Annotated in this window: 13 protein-coding genes; 4 read left to right on the top strand and 9 right to left on the bottom strand. The window is 41.0% G+C overall.

Going from position 1 to position 17,976, the window contains the following annotated elements; genetic code table 11:
• Positions 1–7: 7 nt before the first annotated feature.
• The 4 genes from sbcC to addB are packed head-to-tail and all read right to left on the bottom strand — an operon-like array spanning position 8 to position 11,792.
• Positions 8–3,403 carry an exonuclease subunit SbcC gene (sbcC, locus tag BA79_RS00180; protein ID WP_035700196.1) on the bottom strand — a complete coding sequence of 1,132 codons (3,396 nt, stop codon included), beginning with the start codon at positions 3,401–3,403 and terminating at the stop codon, positions 8–10.
• Positions 3,400–4,575 (bottom strand): exonuclease subunit SbcD, encoded by a 1,176-nt coding sequence (sbcD, locus tag BA79_RS00175; RefSeq protein WP_008348619.1) that lies wholly within the window; start codon positions 4,573–4,575, stop codon positions 3,400–3,402. Before sbcD ends, sbcC begins: the two co-directional genes overlap by 4 nt.
• Before the next feature lie 25 nt (positions 4,576–4,600).
• A complete protein-coding gene (gene addA / locus BA79_RS00170) occupies positions 4,601–8,305 on the bottom strand; it encodes a helicase-exonuclease AddAB subunit AddA (protein WP_035700193.1) in 3,705 nt (1,234 codons plus the stop codon).
• Complete coding sequence (gene addB, locus BA79_RS00165) at positions 8,283–11,792, bottom strand: helicase-exonuclease AddAB subunit AddB (protein WP_035700190.1); 3,510 nt, start codon at positions 11,790–11,792, stop codon at positions 8,283–8,285. The genes addA and addB overlap by 23 nt, the downstream gene beginning before the upstream one ends.
• Positions 11,793–11,958: 166 nt before the next feature.
• Here addB and BA79_RS00160 point away from each other — a divergent pair, with 166 nt between their 5' ends.
• On the top strand, positions 11,959–12,405 hold the full coding sequence (locus tag BA79_RS00160; RefSeq protein WP_007499129.1) for a ferritin-like domain-containing protein: 447 nt from the start codon (positions 11,959–11,961) through the stop codon (positions 12,403–12,405).
• 191 nt (positions 12,406–12,596) lie between these two features.
• On the opposite strand, the gene BA79_RS00155 is transcribed toward BA79_RS00160, so the two are convergent.
• Genes BA79_RS00155 through BA79_RS00145 form a run of 3 tightly spaced genes read right to left on the bottom strand, consistent with a single transcriptional unit; the run spans position 12,597 to position 14,319 of the window.
• Positions 12,597–13,007, bottom strand: coding sequence for a DoxX family protein (locus BA79_RS00155; RefSeq protein WP_008348626.1), 411 nt, complete (start codon positions 13,005–13,007; stop codon positions 12,597–12,599).
• 57 nt (positions 13,008–13,064) lie between these two features.
• Positions 13,065–13,904 carry a M56 family metallopeptidase gene (locus BA79_RS00150; RefSeq protein ID WP_035700187.1) on the bottom strand — a complete coding sequence of 280 codons (840 nt, stop codon included), beginning with the start codon at positions 13,902–13,904 and terminating at the stop codon, positions 13,065–13,067.
• Positions 13,897–14,319 carry a BlaI/MecI/CopY family transcriptional regulator gene (locus tag BA79_RS00145; RefSeq protein ID WP_007499135.1) on the bottom strand — a complete coding sequence of 141 codons (423 nt, stop codon included), beginning with the start codon at positions 14,317–14,319 and terminating at the stop codon, positions 13,897–13,899. The genes BA79_RS00150 and BA79_RS00145 overlap by 8 nt, the downstream gene beginning before the upstream one ends.
• 274 nt (positions 14,320–14,593) lie before the next feature.
• Between BA79_RS00145 and BA79_RS00140 the strand changes: the two genes are divergently transcribed.
• Entirely contained in the window at positions 14,594–15,736 is a 1,143-nt protein-coding gene (locus BA79_RS00140; RefSeq protein ID WP_035700184.1) for an AbrB family transcriptional regulator, read from the top strand.
• 35 nt (positions 15,737–15,771) lie between these two features.
• On the opposite strand, the gene lepB is transcribed toward BA79_RS00140, so the two are convergent.
• Together lepB and BA79_RS00130 are read right to left on the bottom strand one after the other, a co-directional pair.
• Positions 15,772–16,284, bottom strand: a complete 513-nt coding sequence (lepB, locus tag BA79_RS00135; protein ID WP_007499139.1) for a signal peptidase I — start codon at positions 16,282–16,284, stop codon at positions 15,772–15,774.
• Positions 16,284–16,901 carry a TVP38/TMEM64 family protein gene (locus BA79_RS00130; RefSeq protein ID WP_017366969.1) on the bottom strand — a complete coding sequence of 206 codons (618 nt, stop codon included), beginning with the start codon at positions 16,899–16,901 and terminating at the stop codon, positions 16,284–16,286. Before BA79_RS00130 ends, lepB begins: the two co-directional genes overlap by 1 nt.
• Positions 16,902–17,060: 159 nt before the next feature.
• Here BA79_RS00130 and BA79_RS00125 point away from each other — a divergent pair, with 159 nt between their 5' ends.
• Together BA79_RS00125 and BA79_RS00120 are read left to right on the top strand one after the other, a co-directional pair.
• Complete coding sequence (locus BA79_RS00125) at positions 17,061–17,423, top strand: YhjD family protein (RefSeq protein ID WP_008348633.1); 363 nt, start codon at positions 17,061–17,063, stop codon at positions 17,421–17,423.
• Between the two features lie 85 nt (positions 17,424–17,508).
• Positions 17,509–17,943: a hypothetical protein gene (locus BA79_RS00120; protein ID WP_035700181.1), complete on the top strand. Its 435-nt coding sequence runs from the start codon at positions 17,509–17,511 to the stop codon at positions 17,941–17,943.
• The last annotated feature ends 33 nt before the right edge of the window (positions 17,944–17,976 follow it).

The raw sequence follows: 17,976 nt of genomic DNA, 5'->3' as shown, positions 1-17,976 counted from the left end.
CCTCACTTTACATTAATTCCATCGAGACTGTTGTTCCTTTCCCGCTTGGATCTGCTGGGTGGACAATCAGTTTCTTTGGCAGTCTCATCTTTAATTCTTCCACATGGCTGATCACACCAACGGCCAAATTTTGAGACTGTAGCTTCTCTAATGCTGTAATCACCGTATCTAACAAGTCTTGATCGAGTGTACCAAATCCTTCATCTAAGAAGAAGAATTGCAGCGGGAACTCACCTCTCAGCTGAATTTGTGCAGACAGAGCAAGAGCAAGTGCTAAAGACGTCAGGAAAGTTTCTCCCCCAGACAAGCTGGATACCGGACGTCTGACACCTCCATTGGCATCATCCCGCATCACAAAACCGCCCTCTGAATCGACTTCAATGGCATATCTTTGTCTTGTCAAAATCCCAAGACGATGAGAAGCATCGCGGCTGACACTTTCTAACTGTTCTTCTGCTAGGAACTCAACAAACGTATTCCCTTTAAACACAGTTTGAAGCTTATCCAGCCGGTCAATTTCTTGTTGCAATTCTTCAAGACGTTCATGAATGCTTGCAAAGCGCTGATGGTTTGTTTCAATCACTCGCAGATGCTCTTGTGCAGATCCACTCAGCGCTGTCGCTTCTTCAAGCGCTTTTTCTGCCGCTTCTTTTTTTAGTTGAATGTCTGTCCACTCGTCTTCATCCAGCGACTCACCTTTTAACAGTTCAGAAATTCGCTTTAAGTTTGCTGCACATTGCTTTCTTTTATCCTCAAATTCATCAATTTCCTGTTTGACTGTAAGACGTACAGATCGATCCATTAAAGCAGGTGCTATCTCCTGAGGATGAGCAAAAGGAGTAGATGCTGTTTCTTTTTGCCACGCTTTCTCAGCTTCTTGTTTTCGCCGCTTCGCCTCTTGGAGCTGACGTTCACTGCTTGAGAAATGGCTTTGTGCCTCACTAAATAATTGCTGTGCATGCTTAAATTGCTCGTACGATTGCTGTTCTTTTTCATTTAAATGAGCAAGAGATTGTTGAACTTCGTCCAGTTCATCAGAAAGAGAAGCGGCTTTTAAAGGATATCGCTGTAAATCTGTTTCATATTGATCGATCAGGTGTTGCTGGCTTCCGAGCTGATGCGCCAACTTATCGAGTTCCTTCTCTAGATCGTATATGGCTGTTTGCAGATGCTCTTTTGCCTGCTGTTTTTCCTCTAGAAAAGAAATACTCTTCTCAATACGCTCTTGATAACCTTCCGCTTGTTGATCCTTTTCGTCAATTTGTTGCTGCATTTCCTGCACTTGGTTGATTGTCAGGTGAGGAAAGGTCTGTTCAAATTGCGTCAGTTGTTCGGAAAGCTCAGATCGAAGCTCCTTGATCAGCATGTCTAGTTCTTGTATGCGCTGCTGCTCAAATGTCAGTTGATCTTTTACTTTGCTCATTTCTGCCGCTTGATCATAAGTGACGTCCATTAAACGAGCTCGTTTGCTTTCGATTGCTTGAATATCTTGTTTTACACCTTTCCATTCTTGAATCAGCTGGTGCAAAGACTGCGGATTCTGTACTGCTTCTACTGCTGCAGCTACTTCCGAATCGGGGGCTTTTTGAGATAAAAAGGAGAACTGTTTAACTAATTGATTGGCATGCGTTTCAAGCAGCTGCTTTGCAGCAAACATGTCTCTAGCATATTCCTCTGCCAGCTTGAGCTCTTTATCCATTTTTACAATCCATTCATCAATTTGGGCAACCGTTTCTTCATGGTCATTGTCTATCACAGCATTTGGATCATGATGAATCGATCCACAAACAGGACATGGTTCACCGTCTACTAGCTCTGCCGCTAATTCTTTTCTTAATTCTGCCGATCTGACAACATCACGCTGTTTTAATTTTTCTTGTTTTTTGTCCTGCTCTTTATGACTCCATTCTGTAAGACCTCGTTCAAATTCACATACATAAAAATACAATTGTTCTATCGCTTGAAACGATTGATTTATTTTTTCATGATGATCTTTTTGCTGTTTTTGAAGCTTTTCATATGATTGTGTCGCCTGTGCTGAACGCTGTCTTAGCTCCTCAATCTTTTGTTCTTCCTTTTGAATGCTCACATTCATTCTTTGAACATTTTCACTGAAACGAAGTGCGTCTTGTACAAGTTTCCGCTCTTTGACAGAGACTTGTAATTGTTCCAGCTCATGCTTCAACTGTGTTTGTTTCGCAAGCGCACGCTCTAATAAAGATTGCACGTTTTCGGCTTCCGCTTTTTTTTGAGTCAATTGCTGCGCTTTTTCATGGTTTTGCTGCTCTAGTACGGTCTTTTCCTGAAGAGCTGTTTCTTTTTTTCGTTCAATTTCTTTTAATTGAATCAGCTGCTCTTTCTTTTGAAGAAGCTCTGGCTCATTTTCCATTTTCTTTTGCCGCGTTTGCTCATACTCCTGCGTCATTTGATCATAGATCGTTCGTTGATGAAGTAAATGTTTTTCTGCTTCCTGCTTCTCTTTTGATGCTTGAGAGAGCTGCTTTTCAGCCTTTGTTAATGCATCCGCATAAGGCTTTAATGTCTCTGCCTGCTCTGCAATGCGAAGTTGATTCTTTTTCTCTTCCATCGTTGGTGCCAGTAGATTGAGTTTGTTTTGTTCCTTCTCGTACGCTTCTTGTTCCTTTTGATACTGCCAGATGGCTTGCGCTTTTGTAAAAGTAGTGAACGCTTCGTCCCGCGTTTGTTTTTTCTCAAGAAAAATAGCTTGCGCCTGCGCAGCTGCTTCTTTAGCTTTCGCTAATGCCTCTGGACCAGCTTCTCCTAATCCAGTCAGTTCAGCCAGCAGTTCGTTTTTCTGTCCATAGTGATTTTGAGCCTTTGCGCGTAAACGTTTGACGAGCTGATCACCATATTTCTCCAAATTAAACAAGCGCTGCAGCATTTGGCGTCTGTCGGCTCCTTTCAATGAAAGGAATTCCGCAAACTTTCCTTGGGGTAAAACAACCGCTCTCGTAAAATCGTCAATGGTTAAACCAAGTAATTCTTCTATTTTACGATTGACCTCACTTGCTTTATCTGCAAGAACTGTCTGCGTATCACCAATTTCAATCAATCGGCATAACGTCGTTCTAACCTTCATTTCATCTGCCCGTTTAAAGGCACGTTCCACTTTATAAGAAATATGGTGTTCCCTTTGCAAAGCGAACGTAAAGGAGACAGACAGCTTTTCTTCAGCTTGGTTCAAAATACCATGCGTATTATTGAGTGCACGTTCGACCTTGCCATAGAGTGCGAGTGTCATGGCATCTAATATGGACGATTTTCCGCTTCCAGTCGGTCCAAAAATACCAAACACACCTGCATCACATAAGGAGCTAAAGTCAATGGTTTGCTCTTCTCTGAAGCTATGAAGTCCTTTAATGGTTAGCGTGATCGGCTTCAATTCGCTTCCTCCTCTTGCATGTCATTGGCAAGCTCTAAAAATAGCTTGACGGTTTTTTCATCAGGTAGACCTCCACCTGTCTGACGCTCATAAAATTTCACGAACCGCTCTTCAATCGAGAGCTTTTCCACTTGTTTTTGTTCTTCTTTTTGCTGTAACTCTTTAAACTTTGGTCTAATATGGACAAATCCACTATGCTGTTTTCTAAGCTGATGAATTTGTTCGATCGACAGCTGATCTGTTAAGTGAATCTCTAAATCAATCCAGGCTTGAAGATCCCGCTTTTCATCCAGCCAACTGTGTACTTGGCTCAGTCCTTCAGTCGCCTTCCACTTCATAAGTGGTTTACCGCTTGATAAAAACACTTCTTTCCAGCTTGCTGTTTCATTCGGTTTTGCATCCACAATGGTGACTGATTTGGCGTAGCCTGCTTCAGAAAAGCTGTATGCAAGTGGAGATCCAGAATAGCGGGCAATCGTTTTGGCACGTTTAATGGTTTGGGGGCGATGCAAATGCCCCAGTGCGACATAACAAGCCGCCTCAGGCAGACTTTCGGCCGCAACGGTATATGCGCCTCCTACTTCAATCGGCCTTTCCGAATCCGTTTGACTGCCACCTGCCACATAAATATGACTTGTTGCGATATTGACCGTATCCGCCTGAAATTGGCTGCTTAAATGTTGAAACATTTGTTGTATTTTTAAATTGTACTGATCACGGAGCAGTTTCTCTTCAAATGTTTCAGCCAGCACTTCGTTGAGCCTTGCTTCGGACGGGTAAGCGAGTGCTGCAATAGATAGACGTTCACTTGCAGAAGGAACATCGACATGAATTAAATCATTTGTCGGATATCCAATTAAATGAATCCCCTGCTCATTCGTTAAAGGAGATGCGGCTGATAAACGGTCTGGGTTATCATGGTTGCCAGAGATCACAACCACCTGACGCTTTCCTTTATCAGATAATGCAGACAGACTTTCATAAAAAAGCTGTTCTGCGCGAGCAGGAGGGTTCACTGTATCAAAGGCATCTCCAGCCATCACAACGACATCAATGTGTTCATCCTTGACGATTTGATTTAATTCATCTAAAAACTCAGCTTGCTCCTCAAGCCGGCTTCGGCCTTCAAGGGTTTTCCCTAGATGCCAATCCGCTGTATGCAGAATCCTCATGTGATTCACCTCTCATTCATTCCACCTATAAAGAAATTTCTAGATTTCCATCAAAGAAATAAAGGATTTTCTCCTCTAATGTTCTGTTTGTTAAACGCTCTACCGCTGCTGTATACAACGATATTTGCGTTTCATAGCGTTTTTTTAACATCGCCTCAGCTTCCTCTAATCCACCTGAGAATCTGCCAGTCACTCGATCTGTTTTATAATCAAGTAAATAGAGCTTGCCATCTGCTTCAAATAAACAATCAATCATTCCTTGAATGAGCACAGGTTCACCTTCTGCATCAATATGGCTGTATACCTCTTTAACCGGTAAAACCATACTAAACGATACTTCTCGTTTCACCCAGTCCGCTTTCCGCAGTTTTTGACCAATAGCAGTAGAAAAGAAGGCCACAATTCCTTCTCGATTGATGGACTGGATTTGTTCATCTGTTAGTAAGTCTTTCTCTTTTAAAGAATGGAGCAGCTCTTCTACACGAGATTCATCATATAATTCATTTGAAGGAAGAGGGATATGCTGCATGACTGTATGCATGGCCGTCCCTTGTTCTGCGGCTGTGAGTGTTTTTTTCTTCATAAAAGCCGGTCGTTCGTACAATGTCGCACGAGCTTTTCGAACGGAAGAAGGCACACTGTATTCATCCTGTATTTCTTTCATTCTTTTGATCTCAGAAACTGACTGCTTTGTCCCTACTTGGGAGGCCACTAAATATGGATATCGCCATGAAAGCCTTTCTTTTACTTCCTCCTCGTAATCGCCATATCCTTGAACAGGCACCCCTTCCATTAATGCTTGTACCACTTCGTCCTGTTTTTGTTTTTCAAGTGACATGTCTTCTTGTAGAAGATCGGACGCTTGATGAAAGGTGATAGAAAATGATGATGGATGAGAGAGAACGACTTCTCTCGATTCTTCTAAAAGAGAAGACATCGCTTGATGACGGATAAGGGCAGGGCCAATAAAATCTAAGTATGTTCTCGCTTGATATCGTTCAAAATCAGGGAGGAGCCAGTCGTCTCCTTTTGCGGCATTTTGCCACTTGCTTAAAGCTTTCACTTGATTTTTGACAGAGCCGACTAAAAATAATTTTTCCTTCGCCCTTGTGAGCGCCACATATAGAACCCTCAGTTCTTCAGATAATAACTCTTTTCTCATCTTTTTTTTCATCGCGATCAGCGGTAATGTTGCATAACTAATTCTCAGCTCAGGATGAATATATTTGCTGCCAAAACCTAGTTCTTTATCGAGCAAGTAGGACTGATTTAGATCCATCATATTAAAGTTCCTGCCAAGTCCTGCAGTAAACACAACAGGGAATTCGAGTCCTTTACTGCTATGAATGGTCATCATGCGGACAACATCCTCTGTTTCACTGAACGTTTTTGCCGCTCCAAGATCATCTCCACGCTCTTGCATTCTTTCAATAAATCGAAGAAATCGAAACAGCCCTCTAAATGCAGCCTTTTCATACTGTTTCGCTCGATCATATAAAGCCCGAAGGTTTGCCTGTCTTTGCTTGCCTCCTGGCATCCCGCCGACATAATCTAGATATTGTGTATCTCGGTACACTTCCCAAATCAGTTCTGCTACCGAATGCTGAATCGAAAAATCACGCCATTTGCGTAATTGAAGGAAGAAACGCTCCAGCTTTCTGCACGTCGGATGATCAGAGTGTGTCACACTCATAAATGCCTTCACAGCATCATAATAAGTGCCTTTTTTATCACTGGTTCTAATCAGTGCCATCTCATTTTCGTCTAAATGAACAATAGGTGACCTTAAAACAGCAGCGAGCGGAATATCTTGATATGGATTATCAATCACTTTTAACAAAGAAAGAATGACAGATACTTCTGTCGCTTCGAAATAACCTGAGGAAAGATTCGCATAAACAGGGATTCCCTGCTTCTTCAACTCTTCCATCATTTGCGGAGCCCACGGCATTGATCGAAGCAAGATCACAATGTCTCGATACTGCAAGTTGCGGGTCAGCTGCTGTTTTGCATCGTACACTTGAAAAGGCTGTTCTACCAATTCTTTTATTTTCTTTGCAATCACTCTCGCCTCAAATTGAACCGTCTCTAGCTCTTCTCGTTCTTCATCGCTTTCTGTGTCGTGCTGATCTAAATGAACAAGAAGCATTTCTGTCGTCGTGTCTTCACTTTGCGGATAACTCGCTCCAAGCTTTAATTCAGCTTGTTCATCATATTCAATTTCTCCAACCGTTTCTCCCATCAGCTGTTTGAACAGAAAGTTGGTACTGTCTAAAACATCAGCCCGGCTACGGAAGTTTTTATTTAGATCAATTCTTTTACCTGTTTCATTGCTGTCTGCTTTAAAATGTTTATATTTATTTAAAAAGAGCATCGGCTCTGCAAGTCTAAAGCGATAAATGGACTGCTTCACATCACCAACCATAAAGCGGTTGCCTTCGGCAGGATGTTTCCCTTTAGACACAAGCTTTAAAATCGTTTCTTGGACAAGGTTTGTATCCTGGTATTCATCCACGAGTACTTCTTCAAATTGCTGTTGATAGTACTTAGCCGCTTCTGTTTCAATGAGATTTCCTTCTGCGTCCTGCTTCGCTAAAATGCGCAAACAATAATGTTCTAGATCAGAAAAGTCTACGATTGATTTTTCTTGTTTTGCTCTCTCGAAACGCTCTCCATATTGAATCACAAGCTCTACAAGTGTTTCTACAACTGACTTCATTTCAGCCAAGCTTTTTAAATGCTGATCGGGACTGCGCATAAAGTATTCATCTTTTAGCTTTTCTAATTGTTTTTTGGCTTGATTGCGTGCATCTGTTGCTTTTTCTAACAGAGCTGGGTCATAGTCATCCCCTTTGCAAGTCTTTAACCTTTTAAAATTGATGTTTGGCAAAAGCTCATAAAGTGTTCCAAAATCATCTTGATGCCTTATTAATTCATTTACTTGCTCTAAATCATCTATAAAATTCTCTGCTCTCGGTGCTGGACCGCCCGGCTCTTTTGATAAATTGAGCGCTTGTTCCAGCAGTTCCTGACAGCTTCTTAAAACGAGAGAAAGGTCCTCTTTGATATATGGATAAAAGGGTAATTCTTCTACCTTTGTCTGTGTATCCACATCATAAAGAGAAAGGAATGCCCGCATCCATTGTTCGGGAGCTGGATGTGACCTAGAAAACTCATAAATTCTTTTGACAAGCCATTGAAGATCTAAATCATGCCGATCAGATGTGTAACGATCAACGAGTTCAAAGAATGACGGCTTTCCAGCCTTATACTCATCCTCAAACAGTTCATCTAACACTTCATCTCCTAGTAATTCTCCTTCTGTTTGATCAGCCAAACGAAAACCTGGATCAAGGTCAATCTCATAATAAAAAGTGCGCAGAACTTGCAAACAAAAGGAGTGCAAGGTAGAAATATTGGCACGATTCATAAGTGACAGTTGTCTCCGCATATGAAGGGAACCAGGTTTTTTAGATAGTTCTTTTTCAAGTGCTTCAGTGATCCGGTGCTTCATTTCTGCTGCTGAAGCATTGGTAAAAGTCACTACGAGCAGCCTGTCCACATCAACTGGCTGCTCCGGCCGAGTCATTTTTCGAATGAGCCGTTCAACCAAGACCGCTGTTTTCCCTGACCCCGCCGCCGCAGCAACAAGAATATCTTGTCCTTCTGAAACGATGGCGTTCCATTGGTCATCTGTCCAAGTACTGTTATTCGGTTTTGGTATTTGCATACTGATCCCCTTCTTTTTTGATCCGGTCTAACATGACATCATCCTTCTCAGAGGTGAGCACCCTAAATTCATTATCTTCTATTGATTCATCAAATTGGCAAATAGACTTAAAGGAGCAAAAGCGGCAAGGGGTTTGATCCTTTAATTTATATGGGTTTATCTCTACCTCACCGCTTGTAATTCTTTCTCCTGCCTCTTCAAAGGTTCGCCGAACGTGTTTTGTGAGAATGTGAAAATGATCTTCACTTAATACCGCAGAGTCAGATCGGAAAGAACCATCCTTTTTCAAACCAGCTTGGATGACTTGTGATCTTCCTGATTCGAGTGTTTGATCCATCAACTTCACTGCTTCCACATCTTCGAGCAATAGACCCTTCATTTTAAATTTCTTCAATATTTCCTGCTCAATTGCATCCTCTGCGAGCGGAATAGGCGCTTGAATCAGCGGGTCATGAATATGGAAGTATAAAATCCCTGCCGGTGTCGCTTCCATGCCAAGCCATTCTTTAGAATACGTAATGGTCAGGTCTAAATAAGTGAGCATTTGCAAGGCTAAACCGTAGTAAACTTCTGCTAGATCAAGCCCCTTCTCACTGGACTTATAGTCGACAATTCTTAATAGAAGTCCTTTTGATCCTTCTGCTTTATCCACTCGGTCAATCCTTCCAACAAGCTCCATCGTGCAGCCGTTTTTTAATTGAAAAGTAAACGGCGGCAGAGGTCCTTGACCTCCAAAACCTAACTCAAGTCCAACCGGAGAGAATCCGCTCACTTTTGCATGTTCGCTTAATATAGAAGACACCCTGATGAGGATTTTTTGGAGCTTTTCTTTGATATAAGCATGCCGATTAGAGCTTAATAAAATTTCTTTTTGCAGACGTGGAGCCAGCTGTTCGATTGCATGCCTTGAGTAGGTCACACAATCTTCCTTCGTTAAGTTTTTCCAATCCTTTTTTTGTTCAACAAGCGTATCTGAAATCAGTTTTAAAGCCGAGTGAAAGAGCTGACCGATATCAGGTGCTTCTAATTTGTAAAATTGTCGATCTTTTAGTTTTAACCCGTGGGAAGCAAAATGAGAAAATGCACATGCATTGAATTTCTCCATTCTTGAAACACTGCCCTGAATATGGTCACCGTAAAGTTCTTTTGTGACATTCGGATTTAAACGTGTCGCTCTATTTGTAAAGAACAAGCTGGACATGATTTTATTTGATACGTCGCGGTTGGACGAGGTCATCAAATGATTATATACACTCCACCATACGCCGCTGATCGGATATTGATTGAGCCATTGTTGCAGCTGCGAAACGGTATAGGATAACGAGACATGCTCGTTTGTTACAAATTTTAATTGCTCCTGATCATCCAACTGCTCTGGATCTAACACATAGAGGGCTTGCTGATGGTTTGGCATCAGTTCCTCACAATACTTGATGAGGGTCGAAGGCAAAAGAGACCGCCCTTCCGTATCTGAAGCTGAATAGGATACATACAGGTAGTGCGATGGACTGGACAGCGCTTGATAAATCAAAAATTGTTCATCCAGCAGCCGTTCCTTCCCTGTCTCTGCCAGCTCTGCTCCTGCCCGTTTTAACCATTCCCGGTCGTCTTCAGACAATACACTTTCATCAGAGGGCCGTGCAGGTATAACTCCATCATTTACTCCAATGACAAACGTACACTTTACTTGATACATTCTGGATAAATCCATACTTCCGATAAACACCTGATCAAGTGAAGGGGGAATCAAAGCGAACTTGAGAGAGGACAGTCCTGTATCCATCATCTGTTGAAATAATTGAAATGAGAGCACCTCCTCGCCCAGCATTTCAACAAATTCATCCATCAATTGAATGACAGCATCCCACACTTGCCCATGCTGCATCGCTTCAGCTAATCTGCCTGCTTCTTCTGCCTCAAGCCTTGCCTTTTCAAGCTTTTCTGGCACTTGGGCTTCCTCTAGAAAGACATACACTGCCTCCACCATGTCTCTTAGCTTTTGCGCTTTTTTCAATCTTTTTTGCAATTGAAAGAGTGGCGGAACAATCCATTCTTTTACATCATTCAGCATTTGCTCCATTTCTATTTCTTGATCGGTTTGTCCAAAATCTTCATCTAATGATTGAAAGCGGCGATAATGAAAGCGTGAACCATTCGTCCAGCGTTCACCTTTTACACCGTAAGCAATACAATAGTTTTCAAGCTGATCCGCCTGTTCTCTCGCTTTGTTTTTAGCGAGTTCAAGCGGAAATAAGAACTCCGTTTTCACACAGCGAAACACCGCCTCATACCGCCAGTTCCCTTTTATGACATCGAGGCTCGAGCGAATGAACTCAATGAGCGGATGATACTGCATCGATTCATTTCCATCAATAAAGAAAGGAATATCGTAATCTCGAAACACCTCTTTTAACGTATCTTTATAGTCGTCTACATGTCTTGCAACGATTGAGATATCTCGTAACCTAAGACCTTCCTCTCTTACTAAAGCAAGAATATCTCTCGCTACTCCCTCAATTTCAGCTCGTTTATTTGCACTTTTCGATACGGTAAGGTGAGGCGTTTCTTCTTGATACGGCTGCAAAGGTCTCTGTTCATATTGATTTTCTAAATAAGCTAGATCTGGGGTATGAAGATGCCGCTTATTTCTCTCCAAAATGTTCTCAGAAATAGCCGCTCCGCACTCTTTGGCCAACTGATAAAGCTGGGAATATGTCTTACCTGTCATGCGAAATAAATCAAGTTCATTTGGCTGCGTGTCATGATAGGAACGATCCACTGTGAATGCAGCTGTTATTTTTTCGGCATGTAGCAAAAGCTGTTCAATGACAAGAAGCTGCTGGGGGGTAAACTGATAAAAACCATCTATATAAATGTGTGCCCCTCTCAATTCTTCTGATAAAGGAATTTGCTGAGCCAGAAGTGTCAAGTAATCCTCTGAGTGCACATACTCATCTTGCAGATGCTGCTCCATCTGCTGATAAAGAACATGAAGATCATGCAATTTTTCCGCCGCACGTCTTTCTTCTGTATACTCTGAATGCATACTGGATGCCGAGATTTTTTCAATATCCTCCGGCATCATACAGTACCTTTTGAATTCAGCCATCGTCTTTTCTATTTGCTCAACAAATCCCGGTTTATCACTCGCCTTTTTGAATACCTTAAACTTGTCTTTCTGTTCTTCTATTACTTTTCTTAAGAGCATTTGAATTCCTGTGCTTGTGACAAATTGACGGTTCGCACCGCCAGTCTGCTGTAATATAGACCAGGCAAGCCGAGTAAAACTAAAGACTTTGGCCCTGATCATTCCACCAGCTTCAGACGTTTTTGCAAGCTCATATTCCATTAAAAATGTCATTTGATCCGGGACTAAAAAAATGATTGGCGGACCCAGCGGATCAAGCCGCAGTTGTTCTTTGATTTCTTCTAGAATTGCAGTCGTTTTTCCACTCCCCGATCTGCCTGCTAAAAACTGAATCTCCACGTTCCACAACACCTTTCTTATGTACTCATATTCTAGCGAAAATAAAGGTAAATAGCTATTTTCCTATCACCTTCCCTTTCTCCTCCGATTGAAAAGAAAATAGGCACCTTTCCCGACTCTTTTCATATCATAAACCATCATGATCTAAAAGGAGGCTGGCAATATCATGTATTACGGTTATTATGACTACTCGCCATATGACATGCGCCAAAACACAAGGATCATTGCAGACCTTGAAAAGGCCATCAATGGCGAATATTCTGCGATCCAATGCTATGAAAAACTTGCACAAAAAGCAAAAAATCCTGAAGCGAAAAAAATCATTCAAGAAATACGTCAGGATGAAGTCAGACATTATCAGCTATTTACAAAGCTATACTATTCTTTGACTGGTAAAAACCACAAACCAAGCATAACAGAGCCTTGTCCAGACCAATTTAGGGAAGGTCTCTTATTTGCCTTTAAAGACGAACAAAAAACAGTCGATTTTTACTTAACGGTATCAGACTATGTCCGTGATCAAGGAACAAAGGAATTAATGAAGCGTATTGCTCAAGATGAACAGCAGCATGCTGTCTGGTTTCTATATCTTTTAACGCACCATGTTTCTTAGTTACCCCTATTTTAATAGGAGATCGTATGTTCCGTCAAAAAATGAAATTGCTTTTTTGCTCATTCAATATGTGAAATAAAGGGCTGTCATCATCAAAACGCCTCTTCGCTTTTCCTTTTTTAATGATAAAACGACCTTTTGACCATAAAAAAACTCCTCTGCTACAAATCGCAGAAGGAGTTTTTTGTTATTTAATGAAATTTTGCTTCATTGCTTTGCTGCTGTTGTTTTAACAATCCATCAATCGAAAGCATCTTGCTGCCACTAAGTGTCAAGTAAAGCGCCATGACCATTAAAGAAAGTTCAAATTCATAACCGCCCACAAATCCTCTTGCAAAACCAACTGTGATAATGGCTACAGCCATAATTGGCACAAATAAAGCTGCGAAAAGACGTGTGCCTAAACCTAGAATCAGGGCAATTCCACCAACCAGTTCAATTGTTTTGACAATATAGGCCATAAATTCAGGAACACCAATTTGACCAAAAAATGCCGCAGTGCCTCCTAGTCCACCTTGATATGCTTGAAGTCCATGTAAAAAGAAAATAATGCCTAAGATGACGCGTACAAAAAGTGTTCCTATTTCTTGATTTGTTTTCATATAGTGATTTCCTCCCATTTTTACACTACATCATGTAATGTTCATTCGTAAAAAAAATTAGTAATTTAAGTTGAGCATAATCATTAAGACCAACATGAGGATGGTTGATGTCACAATTGGGATAAGTGGTACATTGAACGGTATGTTGTATGTTGGGTTTAAGATTTTTTGGATTCTTAAATTTAATGCTCGGTCTCCAAAGGACACGGCAAATTTCGTTTGTTTTTGAAACTGGGTTCTATTTTTAATGAGTTTCAAAAGGGCTTGCCCTACTCCAAGCTCAGTCCCTGTCTGCTGAATGGCATAGTCATCTGCAATGACTTCACGAAAAACGGAGTAACTTTGTCTCATATGCTTTAACACAGGAATGTACCAAATCACTTTTGTGAGCATAGAGAAAGCGAAAGTCTTTAAAGGATCGTAGCTGTATTTGTGATGTAATTCGTGATAGACAACCGCATCGATTTCCCCTTCATCCAGCATGTCTATAAGCGCTGTTGAGAGATACACTTTTGGCCGAAGCATCCCCATTGCGAAAGCAAGCGGTTCATGGCAATGAAACACAATGATCTCATTTCTATACTTGTCTGATAGAGTTTGCGTTGAATGTTGATCGACTGCCATCAGCATATTTCTTTTGAAATGAAGATACTTTCTGACCTGCTTTGTCATATAGAAAACGGCAAAACCAAGCGTATACAAGACGAACGCATCCAGAAAATACTTTAAAGGAGTGAATCCATAAAATTCGAGAACAGATTGACATACGTGGATCAGGTTATATGCTTGATTCCAGCCAAAAAAGCTTGAGAGTACATAATAGCCCATCTGGTAAAAGATCACTAAGCCAATCAATATACCGCCTAAAAACAGCAGACTCGACTTCATTTTAATCATGTCGTTTCTCCTCTTTTTTGGATGCAAGCCTTGCTTCGAGTACCTTCAGTAATTCAGGATCAGCACTTTCAATTGCGTCCACCATATGATTGACTGCAAGGGGGCCGAAATCATCCATCAGTCCTTGAGTAATCCATTTCGTTTGCTCATTTAGAAATTCTTCTTTTGTTAAAACAGGGTTATAGATAGATGAACGCCCTTTTGTTTTCTTTTCCACAATTCCTTTTTCGGTTAATCGATTGAGTACCGTCATGACCGTGTTGAAATTAATTGGCTTCTCATCTGACAGCTTCTGCTGTACCTCTTTAATCGGCATATCCTCACCTTGATAAAGGATCTCCATGATCCTTCCTTCTAAAGGACCGAAAAAGCGGTTCAATCCCTTTTCATTATATTTAAAAGAAGGAATTTTCATGTCATCACCTCACACTAAGCATTGTAGTGTAATTGAAAATGATAGTCAACCGATAACAAAAATAAGGGAAAATCGTTGTATATTGTATTTGTTTTTGACAAAAATTATATGTCATTTATATCAAAAACAATTTTTACTAACAGAGTTAACCATAAGATAATCTTATGAAAATACTAAAAAAATTCGTATTTTATTTATAGAGACTTTTGTATTATAGTGAAGATAACAACATTTCACTTACTGAACAAATATACAGGAAGAAGGTTTATACGTGATGAAGCAAGGAAACAGCCTTCGAACCGATCTCATTTTGATTGCGGTAAGCGGTTTAGGTGGATTCCTTTTATCTCTAACAGGGATGTCTATCGGCTGGATGATTGGCACATTAATGACAGCTGCATTTATTGCCCTGCGCCGTCCCGCCCTGTTTCAGCGTAAAGGAAAGAATACCTTACGTATTCACAGCAGATGGCTACTCCTTGGTCAATTCATTCTCGGAATCGAACTAGGACAAAAAATGAACATGAAAGTCCTTCACATTTTCGCTGAAAATTGGCTTCCCGTGAGTTTCATGCTCGTCTTTTCTATTTTATTAGCCATGCTCTCCGGATTTGTCTTATGGAAGCTGAGTAAAACAGATATGCTGACCAGCTTTGTCGGCACTGCCCCCGGCGGTCTTTCCGCTATGCCGGGCATCGCCCAAGAGGTTGGAGCAAATACAGCTGTAGTGAGTCTTGTACAAACGATACGTGTGTTAATGGTCGTACTGACCATTCCATTTACGGTATTTTATTTAAATACAAAAAGCCAATCAGATGTGGTAGTCGCCCAAGGCAGCGCCTTCTCATCAGGCGTTTTCACAATATCAAACATTTCTTGGACTGCTGCACTCATTGTAGGGGCATGGCTGATGTCACGCCTAGCCGTGCGTCTTCACTTTCCCGCCCCTTGGCTCATCGGCAGTATGTTAGGTGTGGCGGCTCTCCAAGTAGGGGCAGGCGCCTTGACAGGTCATGATTTGATTCCTTACTGGCCAGCCCAAGCGAACATTGCGTCACAGGTATTTCTAGGGGCAACCATCGGGTCAAAAATGAATAAACAAATGTTTGTCGGGCTAAAAAATACCTTGATTGTGGCCGTCGTCAGCTCAGCCGGATTGATTGCTGCGACCGTTCTCAGTTCAATTGCCATCGCAGAAATAACAGGTATTTCTGTCATTACGGCCATTCTTGCTTTTTCGCCTGGCGGTATTGCAGAAATGGCCACAACAGCTGTTACACTTCACGAGGATTCCACATTTGTTGCGGCTGTACAAGTCGTCAGAATTATTTTGGTCATCGCCATGCTGCCACCGTTTTTTCGTTTCTTACATCATGTCTGGGCAAAAAGACAGACTGATTATAAAACCGCTAAATAGAAAGAGCCGCTCTACTTATGCAGAGCGGCTCTTTTTTATTCATCATGATTCCTTTTTACACCGACTACTTGATCCTTTGAGATCGTTCCAAAATGCCGGCTGTCAAAGCTATGTATTCGATTATCTCCGATCACGAAGTAATGATTGTTTTGTATGTTCTGACGACCGGTGATGGCTTTCAGCTGAAAATCACCTGTTAGGACGTTGCCCATTTTATGTTTTTTCTGCTCTTTTAAATACGGCTCTTTCCACTTTACACCATCAACAAACAGTTGATCATCTTCATATTTGATTGTTTCTCCTGGAAGTCCAATGACCCGTTTGATCAAGATTTGATTTTTAGGGCCATGAAATAATACATAGTCAAACCGGCTAATTTTCGTGAGTTTTGGCGAGAACTTGTTAATTAATAATTCTGTTCCATCTGTAAATGTCGGGTCCATACTAACCCCTTCTACTTTGTACGTGACAAACATGAAATTCTTTACTTGGAACAACAAGACGATGCATGTAATAATCATGAACCATAGCAATGGCTTCTTTTTCATTAAGAGCCTCCTTTGTCCTCACGCTGACTCATCCGAATATTCAACCTATTTTCTACTCTCTTTCCAACATACCATAATAAAGCAATGACTAGAACCGCAAAAACACTTCTTAACGGATTCTTTACTAAAGCTGAAATGTCATAGCCGATAAAACTAATAATAAAGAGCATGACACACTTCCCTGATAAAGCGGCTAATGAGAACTGCCAGACGCTGATTCTTGATAGACCTGCTACGACATTAACGGCAGCAGAGGGTGTAAAAGGAAAGCAGAGTAAAATAAACAACGGACCAAATCCCCGCTTTTCAACCCAAAGCATTAGCTTTTGAATAGAAGGGTGTCTGCTAATAAAGTTCAACATCCTCATCTGTCCAAATTTTCTGATCAGTAAAAAGACAAGGATAGACCCTGCACTTGCACCAATCCAGGTCAATAAAAAGCCTTCCCATAGCCCAAAAGCATTTGCATTGGCCACCGCAAATGCCACGAGAGGTAAAAACGGTAGAAATGCTTCTATTAAAGGGAGTAATATAGCCACAATGGGTCCAAAAGCCTTGTAGCTTTCAAAAAATGATGTGATATTTTCATGAGTAAATATAGAAAGAAATAATGGCAACTTGTTTGACTCCTTCAAGGTTTGTCTATCTTTCATTTTACATGGAAAACATAAAAATATACAAATGAATCCCTCTCAGCACCCCCTTGAGATTTTTTAACTCATCCGATATAATAAACAAGAACAAATGTTCTATATATAAAGAAAGCAGGCATGGACATGACGAGATTATCAAGCGTACAACTTCAGATGATGGAACAAGCCATCTTTCTTCCAATGGTCATCTCCATCCTCAATCGTGATTTGACGCACCTTAAAAAACATCAAACATTCAAACTAAATGAACCATATATTCAGCTAGTCACCTCTTCATTAAAAGAAGCACAAAAAGCCCTTTATCAACTGAAACAACAGTTACGTAAAGAAAAAATGAACGTACAGCAAATTGAACACGATGAAGGATTTACGACATATTTATTTCTGATCAATGGCTATGAAGAAAAGCATAAATATTTTAATCCCCGTATACGTCATCGTGTAGAGGAAATGCTCACCCATTATTTCCTCCATTCAGGAAAATAATATGGTTATATTTTACATTTATAGAAGGAACTCTTCACTTTTTGGCGAATTGATTATTATACCAAAAATTAGGAGGTTCCAACTCATGTTCAAAAAAATAACAGCACTTACCTTAGCAGCAGGATTACTTGTGCCAAGCACAGTGTCAGCATTAGAACCACTGCAAACAGGAAAACAAGCCCCAGCAGCATCTACACAAATAACAAGTGTAGCCTATACAACGGTTTCTATCGTTGGAAAACGAGTAAAGTTTGAAGTGAAAGCACTCGAAAATCCTTTCAACATGAATTACTATAATCGAATTGCTTGGACGAGTACGGACGAAGAGCCAAGTGTATTCAATGACAATATTCTATCGGTCATTGTCGCTAAAAAAACCGGACAGTCTTATCAAGTCTTTTCATACGAAGCGCTCACTTCGGTAAAGGACAAGATTGAATCAGGTCAAAAGGTGTATGGCTGGGCGCTTGCTTTAAATGGTGTGTGGTACCCAACGATGCCTGCAACCCTCTATTATTAAAAAAAAGCCTGCCACAGCGGCAGGCTCTTTCTC

This window comes from Bacillus altitudinis 41KF2b (assembly GCF_000691145.1).
GTDB classification, from domain to species: domain Bacteria; phylum Bacillota; class Bacilli; order Bacillales; family Bacillaceae; genus Bacillus; species Bacillus altitudinis.
The sequence above is the reverse complement of the archived record's forward strand: the minus strand, read 5'-3'. Positions and strand labels throughout refer to the sequence as shown.